The organism is Flavipsychrobacter sp., assembly GCA_041392855.1.
GTDB lineage: Bacteria > Bacteroidota > Bacteroidia > Chitinophagales > Chitinophagaceae > UBA5543.
In genome coordinates this window covers 1,625,704-1,641,336 of record JAWKLD010000001.1, presented here as the reverse complement: position 1 = coordinate 1,641,336, position 15,633 = coordinate 1,625,704, and the positions used below count along the sequence as shown (strand labels likewise).

Sequence of the window (15,633 nt, the reverse complement as noted above, 5' to 3'; positions counted from 1 at the left end):
TCTGTTTTTATTAACTTTTTTAAGGTTGAAATTAATATGGCGTTAATTAAACAAGTAAACATTAATAGGTAAATATGAAGCACTTCAACATTTTCAAAAGAGCATTTGGGTATGCATTAGCACTAGTTGTGTTAGGAGCATTGCCAGCATCTGCACAACTTAGCGGAACGTACACTATCGGTGGCACGTCTCCTGACTACGCAACTTTATCAGCGGCGATAAGCGCACTTAACTCGAGCGGTGTTTCTGGTCCGGTAACCTTTATGGTAAGGGACGGTAGTTACTCTGGCTCAAGCTGGCAAGGACAGATCAACAGTATTACTGGAGCAAGCGCTACTAATAGAGTAACGTTTACTTCTCAGAGCAATGACAAGACAAAGGTGACAATATCAGCGTCTACCTCTTCTTCAGCTAACTATGTGTTCCGTTTCAATAATGCCAATTTTGTTACGGTTAAGAATTTGACACTACAAACAAGTAGCTCAAGCTATCAACACATGTTCGAATTCCAAGGACAGTCGTCTAACGATAGTGTTGTTAACTGTGTGTTAGATGGTAGAACGTCTTCTTCGTCTTCAAATAATACTGCTCTTGTTTACAGTAATGGTTTTACTGGTAGTAGCAACGTATTCTCAAACAACCAGTTCAAGCAAGGTGGTACTTGGGTTTACTGGAGAGGTTCTAGTACTACTACAGGTCCTGGTAATACTATGTTTAAAGACAATAGCTTTACTAACACTTCTGGTTACTACGGTATATATTCTTACTACACTAGTGGTTTAAAGCTACATGACAATACTATAGAGCGTAGTGGTTCTGGTACATTCTATACTATGTACAACTACTATTGTAATGATGATATTGAGATCATCAATAATGCGATTACAGCTAGTGCAACAAGTACTTTGTATGGTATCCATACTTATTTTGCTAACTACTACTCTAATAACGCAACAAATACACCGAAAATTATCAATAACTCGGTAACGCTAACCAACTCTTCTGGTAGTACGTATCCTATATATACTTACTACAGTAAATATGCTGTTTATGAGAACAACGTGATCAATGCTACTAATACAAGTGGTTATATCTACGGTTATGGTCCTTTGTATTACAACGATCAGTCAAGAGCTTCTAATAATACGTTCAACTATAAGACCACTACTACAGGCTCTAGCTACATCTATAACTACTATATGTGTTATAATGGCGCAAACTGGGCAGATACGTTCAATAATAACACTGTGAATTTGTACAAAACTGGTAGTGGTGGTATGTACAACTACGTATTGTATTATGGTAACACAATTATCACAAACAATACTTACGATGTATATGGTGGTAACTCTACTACTTACAACTACTTCTACTATCCTAATGGTGCTATATTCAAAGGTAATAAGTTGACTTCTCGTGTGAATAGTGCTACTCACTATGGTGCGTATATGTACAACACTACTTCTTATTCAGGTGCTTCTTACGATGGTAACGTGTTTGATTTTAGTAATAACAGCGGTACGCTATACGGTATCTATGCTTACTATTGGAGTGGCGATAAGTTTATGAATAACTCTGTTACTTCTAAAACTCCTAGCACTAACTATACACTTAGGTCTTATTATAACTACAACGGTTCTTACTATAACAATACTTTCCATAGTAATGCAACAGGTAGTACTAACTATACAGCATATATTTATAATTCTTCAGCTTCTTATACGTCTAAGTTCTATAATAATATCTTCTCTAGAAGCGGTACTAATGGTCAGTTGTTGTATAACTACAACACCAACTATGGTAAAATGGATTACAACTTGTATCACGCACCTGGAGGTTCTATCTTCTACAGAAGTTCTCCTTATTTGAGTACTAACTCTATAGAGACTTGGAAGTCTACATCTGGTGCTGATGAGAATTCATTATTCCACAACCCTGGATATACTGATGCTGATAATGGTAATTTTATGCCTGTAGCATCTAATCCTGATGCATGGTCTGTAAACGGTCGTGGTAAGCATATTGATGGTGATACTATGGACGTAGCGGGTAACCCACGTGCTCGTATGCCACAAGATGGTGTTCCTGACCTAGGTGCTTATGAGTTCACGCCAACATCTACTCCTCCTGCTTGTGTGGCTTCACCGGCAATGCCAGTAGCTAACAGCGTTCAAACATTTATGTTTGGTGGAGATAAAGTAGCAGAAATAGCTTGGGGTAATTCAGTTCCTTCAAATCCTGTAACTATCAGACAGTACACAGGTACAAAAGCTAACCCAATTAATAATGGAGTAGGCAGAATGTTCTTCTTTACTTCTATTGATGGTAATGACTTGAAATATTCTTCTAAGCCAAAAGTATTTTATAAAGATCCATGGATAGGTAATGTGTCTTCAGAGACCAATGCCGTTATCGCTCGCTCAAGCGCAGGTGGTGCATGGGAAGGTTATAACTATACTAATGCCAATACAGATACAGTAGCAAACTCGCTTCAAGCAACACCATTGTTTGATAGCTTAGGTAACTACACCGGTGTAGAGAATGGCCGTATCGGTATTCGTTGTGTAGCAACACCAGATGGTATCAAGACCAAGAATATCACAGCAATATCAGTTGATATAGAGTGGAACCCTGTATGGAACCCAATTGGCTATCAAGTGATCGTAAATACAGATCCTAAGACGCCAACTAGCTCAGCAGGTGCTACCCAAACAGTTACTAACCAGATCTCTATACCAAGTGGTTTACAAGAAGATACGAAGCATTATATCCACGTGCGTTACATCTGTGGTGCAAAAGACTCTTCAGCATGGGGCTTGGATTCATTCGTAACGAAGATCACTTGTCATGAGCCGGATATTACTTTGTCTTCATTAACAACAGATAGAGTGGTTATCTCATGGAAACCAGTTAAAACAGCTGAGCACTATGAGTATGTGATCAATAAGTCTTCAGTAGCGCCATCATTTGGTACTCAAACAAAGACTACCAGTGTATTAGCACCATACTTAACGCCAGGTGTTAACTACTACATCCACGCACGTACTAAGTGTAATGATATCTATGAGTATTCTAACTGGGTATCTAAACCATTCCAAACATGGCCATTATCAGTAAGTAATGTATCGAACAATACAGGTATAGCAGTATATCCAAACCCTGTAAGTGATGTATTACAACTGGAAGTAGCTGGTTTGATAGGAAATGGAGCAGTAGTAGAGCTACAAGATATTACCGGTAAAGTGGTAATGCGTAGCGAGGTGACCGGTGCTAAGATGGAGCTGAATGTATCAGAATTACCATCAGGAATGTACTTGTTGAAATACCATGATGAGCAAAGAAATGAGCTGATCAAAGTAAACAAGCAATAGTACATTAAAATATAATTAGGCATATTGCCAAAAGTTAATAGCCACTTCGAAAGGAGTGGCTATTAGTTTATATTGAGGTTAATTCTTTTATAGTTAATACATGAGTTGATTTTTGAATAAAAAGTGGGTGTATTTTTGTAAGGTAAAGGCTTTATAGTCATTGTTTTAACCTTATTGTCCCCGCTATGAGAAAAATAGTCGCACAATTTTCGTCCTCGATTGCTGTTCTGGCAATGAGCTTATTGTTAACGCCGGCAAAGGCGCAGTATAACAACGTTGCTTCTTATCCATTTACAGCCACCTCTTCGCAAACCCTTACTTACTTAGCAAGTGGTACGTCTGCCAATATTCTTGCAGATGATAGAACAGAGTCTGGAATCCCTATTGGTTTTACTTTTTATTATGCGGGTATACCGTATACTACTGTTAGTGCATGTTCTAACGGGTGGGTAGCATTTGGTAATACTACCTCTACAACTTATTCGAATACCAAGTCTAACATGGATAACCTAACACCTGTTCTTATGCCGCTTTTTGATGACCTTACAGGAGGTAGAACAGGTGCACAAGCTACATATACAACAACGGGTGTGGCAGGTAGCAGAGTGTTTACTTTTGAGTGGAGAGATTGGACTCCACTTTCCTCAAGCTCTGTAAAGTTTACTTTTCAGTTGAAGTTATATGAAGGGCAGGGTAATGAGATAGAATTCTTGTATAAAAATGAAGCAGGGTCAGGTACGTTGTCTTCAGCGACAATTGGTATCTCCGGTATTGCTGTTAATGATTATCAAATGTTGACAGCAAGTTCTGCTTCTCCGTCGATAAACAAAACCAGTTTTGTAAGTAATATTAGAAGTGTACCAGCTACTGGTCAGAGTTATAAATGGGATAATGGTCCTATTTGTGATAAACCGATCACGCTTACTGTGGCCGCGTTAAATTCTACCTCAGCAACATTTACCTGGGTAGCACCAGTTGGTGTACAAAATTATGAGTACTACATAGATCAGCAAGCAGGTATTAACTTATCTGCTCCTACTGCATTTACTACTAACAATAATATTGTAGAGAATGGATTGACCCCTTCAACGCAGTATTGGTTACATATTCGCCGTCATTGTAGTACTGATATTATTTCTTTTTGGGAGTCTATAGACTTTACAACATTGCCACCTTGTACGGAGCCTCCGCGCATTAATGTCACTTCAGTAACAACTTCTGCAGTGAATTTTGGTTGGAATAGTATTGCTACAGCCTTAAGTTATGAATATGTGATTGACAATAGTAAAAACACGCCAACTTCAGGTAGCACCATAGTAAGTACAACATCCAACTTTGTAAATAGAACAGGGTTGACCTCTGGTACTACTTATTATGTGCACATACGTTCTTTATGTGCAGGTAAAGATAGCTCTGCATGGATGTTAGACTCTTTTTATGTACCAAGACCATGTGTAGCACCTACGATAACTATTACAGATGTTAATACTTCACGTAGTGTTGTAAGCTGGCAACCTGTTATTACTGCCAATGAATATGAATATGTAATAACAAGCACAGCTACACCGCCAGCTATAGGTACTAAAATAAAAAACTCAAGTGTTTTTGCGCCATATTTAAATAGTGGTACACCATACTACGCACACGTTCGTTGTCACTGTATAGATAGAGACGTAGAGAGTATTTCAAACTGGTCTACTAAAAAGTTTGATACTTTCCCTTTAAGTGTTAATGGTTTGAATGGTAAAGCAACCTCGATAACAGTATATCCTAACCCTGTGAAAGATGTATTGCAAATAGAAGTAGCTGATGTGCGCGGTGTTGAAGCTTACGTGCAGTTGCTGGATGTAGCAGGTAAGGTGTTAATGCAACATCAAGTGACCTCTGCTAAGTTGCAGTTTGATATGTCTAAGTTGCCATCTGGCTTGTATCTATTAAAGTATCATGATGAGCAAAGAAACGAGCTGATAAAAGTGAATAAGCAATAGTGTTGTTTAATTTACGCATTAATATGAGATTAAAACGCCGCCTATTGGGTGGCGTTTTTGTTTATGTACACCTTTTCTCTGTTATTCAGTTACTCTTTTATTAGTTTTTCCTATTCTCTTCTATTGTACTCTGGTTGTAGGATACAGGCTATTGATATAGTGATAGCATTAACGTTTTATCGTTACTTAATTTCATTTTAATAGACATGTTTCCATTTTAATATTTGTGAAACTGCTCCATAGTTAATTTTACTATACCCGTTATACATATGTTTCCTAACTATTTATTTAGGAATGATTTCGTCCATTACAAAACGAAAAAGGCTTGCAAAAAGCCTATTTAAAAAACGTTAAACAGTTAATTAAATGAAGCACTTAGACAAATTTAAAAAGGTAATACTGCCAGTAGTCTTACTCTTAGCAAGCGTGTTGCCAGCAGCTGCACAGTTAAGTGGTACGTACACCATTGGAGGTACATCTCCGGATTACTCCACACTTTCTGCTGCTATCAGCGCACTGAATTCAAATGGTGTGTCTGGCCCGGTAACATTTATGGTAAGAGATGGTAGCTACTCTGGCTCAAGCTGGAGAGGACAGATCAACAGCATTACGGGAGCTAGCTCTACTAATAGAGTTACGTTTACTTCTCAAAGCAATGACAGAACTAAGGTGACCATTACGGCATCTACATCTTCGTCTAGCAACTATGTGTTCCGTTTAAATAATGCGAACTACGTAACCATTAAAAACCTAACACTACGAACAAGTAGTTCAAGCTATCAACGTATGCTTGAGTTCCAAGGGCAGGCTTCTAACGATAGTGTCATTAATTGCTTGTTTGACGGTAAAACAACCTCGAGCTCTTCGAATGCTAGAGCATTGATTTATGCATATGGCTTTACGGGTAGCAACAACGTATTTACAGGCAATAAGTTTACACAAGGTGGTACTTGGGTATACTGGAGAGGTAGTAACACTACCAATGGCCCTGAGAATACTATTTTCGCTAACAACGAGTTTTCTAACACTTCGGGCTACTATGGTATGTATTCTTACTACACTAGCAACTTGAGAATATTGAATAACACGTTTAAACGTAGTGGTTCAGGTACTTACTATGCACATTATCACTACTACCCAAACAATAATTTCCAGTTCAACAATAATAATGTAGAAGCGTATACTACAAGTACGCTTTATGGTATCCGTACTTACTTTGCTAACTATTATTCTAATAGTAGTATTAACAAGCCTGAGATGCACGACAATGTGTTTAACCTAAGTAATAACACTGGTACAACATATCCACTATATACTTATTACAGTAGAGGTATGACGTATTTAGATAACGTTGTTAATGTAACACAAAGCCGTGGTTATATCCGTGGTTATGGTCCGTTGTATTACAACGATAAGTCTAGAGCTTCAGGCAATACATTCAACTATAAAACAACGTCTACATCGTCTAGCTACATCTACAACCAATATATGTGCTACAACGGTGCTAACTGGCCAGATACGTTTACGAACAATACGATCAACCTATCTAAAGTAGGTAGCGGTGGTATGTATAACTATATGGCATACTATGGTAATACTCGTATTATGAACAATACCTACAATGTTGAAGGTGGTCGTTCAACTACGTACAACTATATCTATTATGGTAATGGTCTGTTGTTCAAAGGTAACAAGGTGAACTCTCATGTTACTAGCGCTACACACTACGGACTTTATTTATACTGTAACTCTACATCTTATCAAGGTGCTATAGTTGACGGTAACGTTTTTGACATAAGCAGTAATAGTGGTACTACTTATGGTATCTATGCTTATTATTCTAAGCCTAGGTTTATGAACAATGCAGTAATGGTAAAAACTCCTAGCACTAGTTATGCACTTAGAGTTTATTACAACCGTGCTCCATCTTCGTTCTATAACAACACTTTCCATAGTAATTCTACAGGATATACCAACTATGGTGCTTATATCTACAATACATCTTCTTCATACAACTCTAAGTTGTATAACAACATATTCTCAAAGAGTGATACAAGAGGTACTTTGATATATAACTATCGTCCTCAGTATGCTAATATGGACTATAATCTATACCACTCGCCTGGTACAGGTACTATGTTCTATCAAGGTTCTCCATATTACACTACATCATCATTTGTAGCGTGGAAGAACAAGACCAATATGGATATGAACTCTCTTTTCCATGATCCGGGATATACAGATGCTGCGGCTAAGAACCTAATGCCACAAGCGTCTAACCCTGATGCATGGTCTGTAAACGGTCGTGGTAAGCATATTGAAAATGATACTATGGACGTAGCAGGTAACCCACGTGCTCGTGAGCCACAAGATGGTGTTCCTGACCTAGGTGCTTATGAGTTCACACCAACATCTACTCCTCCTGCTTGTGTAGCTTCACCGGCAATGCCAGTGGCTAACGATGTTCAAGAGTTTACATTTGGTGGAGATAAAGTAGCAGAGATAGCATGGGGTAATGATGTTCCTGCAAATCCTGTAACTATCAGACAGTACACAGGTACAAAAGCTAACCCAATTAATAATGGAGTAGGCAGAATGTTCTTCTTTACTTCTATTGATGGTAATGACTTGAAATATTCTTCTAAGCCAAAAGTATTTTATAAAGACCCATGGATAGGTAATGTGTCTTCAGAGACCAATGCCGTTATCGCTCGCTCAAGCGCAGGTGGTGCATGGGAAGGTTATAACTATACTAATGCCAATACAGATACAGTAGCAAACTCGCTTCAAGCAACACCATTGTTTGATAGCTTAGGTAACTACACCGGTGTAGAGAATGGCCGTATCGGTATTCGTTGTGTAGCAACACCAGATGGTATCAAGACCAAGAATATCACAGCAATATCAGTTGATATAGAGTGGAACCCTGTATGGAACCCAATTGGCTATCAAGTGATCGTAAATACAGATCCTAAGACGCCAACTAGCTCAGCAGGTGCTACCCAAACAGTTACTAACCAGATCTCTATACCAAGTGGTTTACAAGAAGATACGAAGCATTATATCCACGTGCGTTACATCTGTGGTGCAAAAGACTCTTCAGCATGGGGCTTGGATTCATTCGTAACGAAGATCACTTGTCATGAGCCGGATATTACTTTGTCTTCATTAACAACAGATAGAGTGGTTATCTCATGGAAACCAGTTAAAACAGCTGAGCACTATGAGTATGTGATCAATAAGTCTTCAGTAGCGCCATCATTTGGTACTCAAACAAAGACTACCAGTGTATTAGCACCATACTTAACGCCAGGTGTTAACTACTACATCCACGCACGTACTAAGTGTAATGATATCTATGAGTATTCTAACTGGGTATCTAAACCATTCCAAACATGGCCATTATCAGTAAGTAATGTATCGAACAATACGGGTATAGCAGTATATCCAAACCCTGTAAGTGATGTATTACAACTGGAAGTAGCTGGTTTGATAGGAAATGGAGCAGTAGTAGAGCTACAAGATATTACCGGTAAAGTGGTAATGCGTAGCGAGGTGACCGGTGCTAAGATGGAGCTGAATGTATCAGAATTACCATCAGGAATGTACTTGTTGAAATACCATGATGAGCAAAGAAATGAGCTGATAAAAGTAAACAAGCAATAGTACATTAATAAAATACAAATTATTGAAAAGAGACTCTTATGGAGTCTCTTTTTTATGCGGTTAATTAAAGATTAAAAAGGAGTTATTAGCAAACTATTAAACGTATAATAGCTGTCTATATGTATATCTCTAACGTTTAAATCTATATCATAATGAACTTTGCCCGATCAATTGCCATAAGAATAGCTTATGTACTAGCTATAGTATTTATTAGTGTATCAATGTCAAATGCACAATCTTACTGTATTCCTACTTATACATTATCATGTAGTGGTAGTACCTTTATAGATAATGTAACAACGACAGGTGCTATGACCAATATCATCAATAACAATACAGGTTGTGGTAATACCGCTGCATCTTATTCTGACTATACTGGTAATACAACTATGAAAGTAATACAAGATGCAGGTAGTTCTGTTACCGTAAACGTAAAAATGGGACCATTGACAGGACCTAGTCCATGTGCTGTATGTAATTATATTTCTAGAATACAGATATATGTTGATTGGAACCAAAATGGAAGTTTTTCTGATCCGGGAGAACTTGTAGGAGCTATACCTGCATTAACAGGTAGTGGTAGCGCAGGTAACCTTACTTTTAGTGTGCCATTAAGTGCCAAGCATGGTGTTACTAGAATGAGAGTAAGAGCTGCTAGCCGTAAAAGTGTTCCTGAGCTTGCAAGTTCTTTTGATCCTTGTGCTAACCACCAAGAAGGAGAGGCCGAAGATTACAATTTCGAGGTGATTAATCCTTGTTTACCACCTACTAATCTCAGCAGTGGTGACGTTAATTATAAATCAGCTAATATTAAATGGAATAGTAAGGGGAATGCAAAACTGTATGAATACTATTTTACAAATGATAAGAGCACAATACCACCTACCAGTGTAGGGTATAAGTATACTACAGATACATCTATGTTATTTAGTGATTTAGTATGCGATACTCAATATTATTTCTATTTGAGAAGTATTTGTGACACTACAGGCTCTACAATATTTTGGGACACGTCTTCGTGGACATTAGACTCTTTTAGAACTGATCCTTGTTGTTATAATCCTAATGTGTCAATTCAAAATATAACAAGTACAACAGCTGTAGCTAGTTGGTCGCCTATTAAAACAGCTTATGGCTATGAATATCTTGTTAGTACCTCACCTGTTATTCCAGTATCGGCTAAAGGAACTTATACAACATATACCAGTGCGTTTTTGCAAGGTTTGTCTGGAGGTGTACAATATTACCTTCATGTTAGAAGCAGGTGTACTCCGACTCCACTGTCTGAATGGAATACAACAGGATTATTAACACAACCTCCTTTGTCTGTTAACGCAACAATTGGGGATGGAACTTTTGAAATATCCATATTTCCTAATCCTGTATCAAGTATTCTTAGTGTAGATATAAAAGGAGAGATAGGTGCTAATGCCATATTAGAAATACTTGATATGACAGGCAGGGTTCTTAAACAAAAAAGTGTAACAGTTCGGCTAGAGGAACTAAATGTATCTGAGTTGCCGAGCGGCATTTTTATTATTAAATATCAAGACGATCAAAAGATTCAACAAATAAAGATAAATAAGCAATAAGGTTAATTCGTAATAAATAGAAAGGGAGCCTATTAGGCTCCCTTTTTCTGTGACAATATGATATTTATTACAAACTATTTTAGTTAATAATCTGTCTATAAAATAAAAGAGTTAGCCGTATAACGGCTATACTACCTGTTTTGAGAACATAAAAAGGCATTTAGTAGAAAAATAATAGCCATATAGTGTGCAGCCCTATTGTATTATAGGTATTATTTTTTTATTATTGCTTAATTGTAAATATTTGTCCTAAAGGCATTAAACACACGTTTTATATGAACCAAAAGCCTTACTCTTTTTTCAAAGGTATAGCATTAACTATTGCTATGGTAGCTGCTGCAGTAGTTGCACAGGCACAATACTGTATACCAACATACAGTATACAGTGTGATAACAGTACGTTTATCAACAATGTTACTACTACTGGTGGTACAACTAATATTACTAATAACAATACTGGTTGTGGTAATACGACTACCTCTTATTCAGATTATACGGGTAATAGTAGTATGAAAGTAGTGCAAAATGCAGGTAGTAACGTAACTGTTACGGTAAAAATGGGACCGTCTGGAGGTACAGCGGGTACATATGTATCTAGAATACAAATATATGTAGACTGGAATCAAAATGGAGACTTCACTGATGCCGGCGATCTAGTAGGCTTTATTAATGCGCTTACTGGTGGTGGTGGTTCAGGTAATACTAGCTTTACTGTTCCATTAAGCGCTAAACATGGTTTAACACGTATGAGAATAAGAGCGGCTAGTCGTAAGAGTATTCCAGAGCCAGGAGGTAGTTTTAGCCCATGTGGTAACCACCAAGAGGGTGAAGCGGAAGATTATAATTTTGAAGTGATTAACCCTTGTGTTCCTCCTACAGGTTTGACTATATCTAATGTAGATTACAAATCAGCTACTATAACTTGGAATGTAAAGCAAAATGCTAAATTGTATGAGTACTACTTTACTAATGATAAAAGTACAATACCTCCAACAAGTATTGGATATACATACACATCAGCAACTACATTGAATTATAATAATCTTATTTGTGATACAATGTACTACTTCTATCTACGTAGTGTTTGCGATACTACAGGTAGTACAATATTTTGGGATACTTCAGCTTGGGTAGTAGATTCATTTAGAACAGATCCTTGTTGTTATGCACCAAATGTTTCTGTGCAGAATGTAGGTGCTTCTACAGCTGTTGCTAGCTGGGCGCCAATAAATACTGCTTATGGTTATGAATATATTGTAAGCGTTAATGCAACACTTCCTCAAGTGATACAAGGTACCTATACTACTTACACTAGTGCTTTCTTGCAAGGTCTTTCAGGATCTACACAATACTATGTACACGTAAGAAGTAGATGTAGCCCAACGCCTTTATCCGGCTGGACAACTACAGGTTTCTTAACTCAGCCTGCTGTATCTGTAAATACAGTATCAGGAAACAATATGTTTGATGTATCTGCTTATCCTAACCCTGTAGAGAATAACCTTACAGTGGAGATCAACGGTAAAACTACCGGTAATGCTTCTGTGTGGTTAATTGATATCACAGGAAAGGTGATCAGCAATACACCTGTAACCAGCAATAAAGTGAATGTAGATATGACTAGCTTGCCATCGGGTCTTTATACTGTTAAGTATGTTGATGATGCGCACAATGAAGTATTGAAGGTGACTAAGCAATAATTAATAATACTTTTTATAGGAAAGGGCAGGTAGTATTTACCTGCCCTTTTTATTTTTTATAAGACTGATTGCTTTTCAGCAGCTGTGATGTATAAGTAGTTGCTAGTAAATATAAAAGCCTCGCAATTTGCGAGGCTTTTATATTATAGTATTCTTGTATTGACTATTTTAGGTTGAATGCTTTCTTTACTTTACTTACAAAGTCTAGTTTCTCCCAAGTAAATAGCTCAACTTTTACTGTTTTAGTTTTTCCTTCAGCATTAGTGAACGTCTTAGTTACTTTCTCAGGTTGACGTCCCATGTGACCGTATGCAGCACATTCGCTATACATTGGTTGGCGTAGTTTAAGACGTTGCTCAATGAAGTAAGGGCGCATATCGAATACGCTTTCTACGATTTTAGAAATTTCGCCATCAGTCATTTCCACTTTAGCAGTACCATAAGTAACTACATTGATACTTGTAGGCTTAGCTACACCAATAGCATAAGATACTTGTACAAGAACCTCGTCACAAAGACCAGCAGCTACAAGGTTTTTAGCTATGTGGCGTGTTGCATATGCTGCAGAGCGGTCTACCTTACTAGGATCTTTGCCAGAGAAGGCACCACCACCGTGAGCACCCTTACCACCATAAGTATCTACGATGATCTTACGACCTGTAAGGCCTGTATCTCCGTGAGGCCCACCAATAACAAACTTACCAGTTGGGTTGATGTGATAATTGATCTTATTGTTGAACAAAGCTTTGTATTGAGGGTAAAGCTTTATTACTCGAGGTATTAATATTTTCTTTACGTCATTAGTGATCTGCTCCAGCATCTTCTTCTCAGTATCAAAATCATCGTGTTGCGTAGAAAGAACGATAGCGTCTATACGTACCGGCGTATTGTCGTCATTATATTCTAATGTTACTTGGCTCTTAGCATCAGGACGAAGGTATTTCATCTTCTTGCCCTCTTTACGTATAGCCGCAAGCTCACGTAGCAAAGCATGAGACATGTCTAATGCCAAAGGCATGTAGCTAGCAGTTTCGTTAGTAGCATAGCCAAACATCATACCTTGGTCACCAGCACCTTGGTCTTCTTTCTTCTTCTTGTCTACACCTTGGTTGATGTCAGGAGACTGCTCGTGAATAGCAGAAAGTACACCACAAGAGTTAGCTTCAAACATATACTCACTCTTAGTATATCCTATTTTAGCAATAACGTCACGAGCAATGCTTTGAGCATCAATGTAGGTATTACATTTTACCTCACCTGCAAGCACTACTTGTCCTGTAGTTACTAAAGTTTCGCATGCTATTTTTGAATTCTTATCCCAAGCTAGGAAGTTGTCTACTAAAGCGTCAGATATTTGGTCTGCAACTTTATCCGGATGTCCTTCAGATACTGACTCTGATGTAAATAGATATGACATTTATCTCTTTTCGTTTTTTATATAATGATGGTTGCGAATATACAATCTTTTATTCAACTGTAACCGACTTTGCAAGGTTACGTGGTTGATCCACATTACAGTCTCTAAAGATAGCAATGTGGTATGCTAGTAGTTGTAAAGGAACGATACTGATCAGTGGAGAAAGTATCTCTTCTGTTGCAGGTACTTCTATCACATGGTCAGCCAGTTTTTTGATCTCGGTATCACCTTTTTGTACTACCGCAATTATCTTTCCTTTACGTGCTTTTACTTCCTGTACGTTTGATACTATTTTCTCGTAGGCACTTTGGTTGGTGGCTAAGAATACTACAGGCATTTCCTCGTCAATAAGTGCAATAGGACCATGCTTCATTTCTGCAGCAGGGTAGCCCTCAGCATGTATGTACGATATTTCTTTCAGCTTCAATGCTCCTTCTAGAGCTACCGGGAAGTTGTATCCACGACCCAGATATAAGAAGTTACTCGCATTTTTGTAGATAGAAGCTATTTCTTTTATTTGCTCATCTAGTTTAAGAACTTCTTCTATTTTGCCAGGTATGTTTTCCAGCTCATAAAGAATTTCTTTAAGTCTTGATGTGGCAATAGTTCCTTTCTCTTGCGCTATTTGCAGTGCAATAAGCGTCAATATTGTTATCTGTGTAGAGAATGCTTTGGTTGACGCAACACCTATTTCCGGTCCTGCGTGAGTGTAAGACCCTGCATGAGATACACGTGCAATTGAAGAACCGATAACGTTACAAATACCATATATCAATGCTCTACGTTCTTTGGCTAGCTCTATAGCTGCTAAAGTATCTGCGGTTTCGCCAGACTGTGATATAGCAACAACAACATCACTTTCGTTGATGATTGGGTTGCGATAACGGAATTCAGAAGCATATTCTACCTCAACAGGTATACGTGCCAGGTCTTCGATCAAGTATTCACCGATCAAACCACTGTGCCATGATGTACCACAAGCTGTAAATAGAAAACGTTCAGCGTTATTGATACGTTTGATGTATTCGCTTAGTCCTCCCAGTTTTATCCAGCCTTTATCAGCACTCATACGTCCACGAAGAGCATCAGCAATAGCTTTGGGTTGTTCGTATATCTCTTTTAACATGAAGTGGTCAAAGCCGCCTTTTTCAATAGCTTCAAGACTCATTTCTAACTTCTGTACCGCTGGAGACTTCTCTACATTGCCTAGTGTTTTGATAACGTATTTGCCATCACGATTAACCACTGCATATTCCTGATCATCCAGGTATATAACGTTTTTAGTGTATTCTATAATTGGTGTAGCGTCAGAAGCTATGAAGAATTCATCTTCGCCAACACCTATTACCAATGGGCTTCCTTTACGTGCAGCTATTAGCTTGTCGGGGTTAGACTTGTTGATGATAACAATAGCATAAGCACCTACGACTTCATTTAGTGCTACGCGCACTGCATCTTCCAACTCTAGCTTATCCTGTTGTTGTATTTCCTCTATCAGGTTAATTAAAACCTCTGTATCAGTGTCTGATTGAAATTTATAACCACGCTTTTCCAATTCTTCTCTGATAGAAGCGTAGTTTTCTATAATACCATTGTGAATAATAGCTAAGTCCCCCGACTGAGAGATATGTGGGTGGGCGTTACTATCATTAGGCTCTCCATGTGTTGCCCATCTGGTATGACCTATGCCTATAGTTGCAGATACGTCTTTGTTGTCCGTCTCTTTTTCTAGTTCACTAACCTTGCCTGCCTTTTTATAGACGTTCAGGTCGCCGTTCAACAGTGCAACACCTGCACTATCGTAGCCCCTGTATTCTAATCTCTTTAACCCTTTAATTAATATAGGGAAAGCCTCTTTATTGCCAATGTAGCCAACTATACCACACATAAGTATGTTCT

General features: G+C 38.0%; 7 protein-coding genes. 5 read left to right on the top strand and 2 right to left on the bottom strand.

All coding sequences use genetic code 11. From position 1 onward, the window contains the following. The first annotated feature begins 74 nt into the window (after window positions 1-74). The 5 genes from R2800_07625 to R2800_07605 all read left to right on the top strand — a co-directional run bounded on the left by R2800_07625 (window position 75) and on the right by R2800_07605 (window position 12,317). Window positions 75-3,371 (top strand): T9SS type A sorting domain-containing protein, encoded by a 3,297-nt coding sequence (locus tag R2800_07625; GenBank protein MEZ5016906.1) that lies wholly within the window; start codon window positions 75-77, stop codon window positions 3,369-3,371. A gap of 233 nt (window positions 3,372-3,604) precedes the next feature. Next, window positions 3,605-5,359 (top strand): T9SS type A sorting domain-containing protein, encoded by a 1,755-nt coding sequence (locus tag R2800_07620; protein MEZ5016905.1) that lies wholly within the window; start codon window positions 3,605-3,607, stop codon window positions 5,357-5,359. Between the two features lie 366 nt (window positions 5,360-5,725). Further along, complete coding sequence (locus R2800_07615; GenBank protein MEZ5016904.1) at window positions 5,726-9,025, top strand: T9SS type A sorting domain-containing protein; 3,300 nt, start codon at window positions 5,726-5,728, stop codon at window positions 9,023-9,025. 152 nt (window positions 9,026-9,177) lie between these two features. Next, the gene (locus R2800_07610; protein ID MEZ5016903.1) at window positions 9,178-10,617 is read left to right on the top strand and encodes a GEVED domain-containing protein; all 1,440 of its coding nucleotides are present in this window, start codon (window positions 9,178-9,180) and stop codon (window positions 10,615-10,617) included. A 275-nt stretch (window positions 10,618-10,892) separates the two neighbouring features. Beyond that, a complete protein-coding gene (locus tag R2800_07605) occupies window positions 10,893-12,317 on the top strand; it encodes a GEVED domain-containing protein (protein MEZ5016902.1) in 1,425 nt (474 codons plus the stop codon). Between the two features lie 163 nt (window positions 12,318-12,480). Here the strand turns inward: R2800_07605 and metK are convergent, their stop codons facing one another. Then, the gene (gene metK, locus R2800_07600; protein MEZ5016901.1) at window positions 12,481-13,734 is read right to left on the bottom strand and encodes a methionine adenosyltransferase; all 1,254 of its coding nucleotides are present in this window, start codon (window positions 13,732-13,734) and stop codon (window positions 12,481-12,483) included. Between the two features lie 49 nt (window positions 13,735-13,783). Continuing rightward, a complete protein-coding gene (gene glmS, locus R2800_07595) occupies window positions 13,784-15,622 on the bottom strand; it encodes a glutamine--fructose-6-phosphate transaminase (isomerizing) (GenBank protein ID MEZ5016900.1) in 1,839 nt (612 codons plus the stop codon). Window positions 15,623-15,633: the final 11 nt, after the last annotated feature.

Bases quoted from the DNA above. Each gene is read 5' to 3' on its own strand.
- R2800_07610 (MEZ5016903.1), top strand. From the start codon at position 9,178: ATGAACTTTGCCCGATCAATTGCCATAAGAATAGCTTATGTACTAGCT.
- glmS (MEZ5016900.1), bottom strand. From the start codon at position 15,622: ATGTGTGGTATAGTTGGCTACATTGGCAATAAAGAGGCTTTCCCTATA.
- R2800_07615 (MEZ5016904.1), top strand. From the start codon at position 5,726: ATGAAGCACTTAGACAAATTTAAAAAGGTAATACTGCCAGTAGTCTTA.
- R2800_07620 (MEZ5016905.1), top strand. From the start codon at position 3,605: ATGAGCTTATTGTTAACGCCGGCAAAGGCGCAGTATAACAACGTTGCT.
- R2800_07625 (MEZ5016906.1), top strand. From the start codon at position 75: ATGAAGCACTTCAACATTTTCAAAAGAGCATTTGGGTATGCATTAGCA.
- metK (MEZ5016901.1), bottom strand. From the start codon at position 13,734: ATGTCATATCTATTTACATCAGAGTCAGTATCTGAAGGACATCCGGAT.
- R2800_07605 (MEZ5016902.1), top strand. From the start codon at position 10,893: ATGAACCAAAAGCCTTACTCTTTTTTCAAAGGTATAGCATTAACTATT.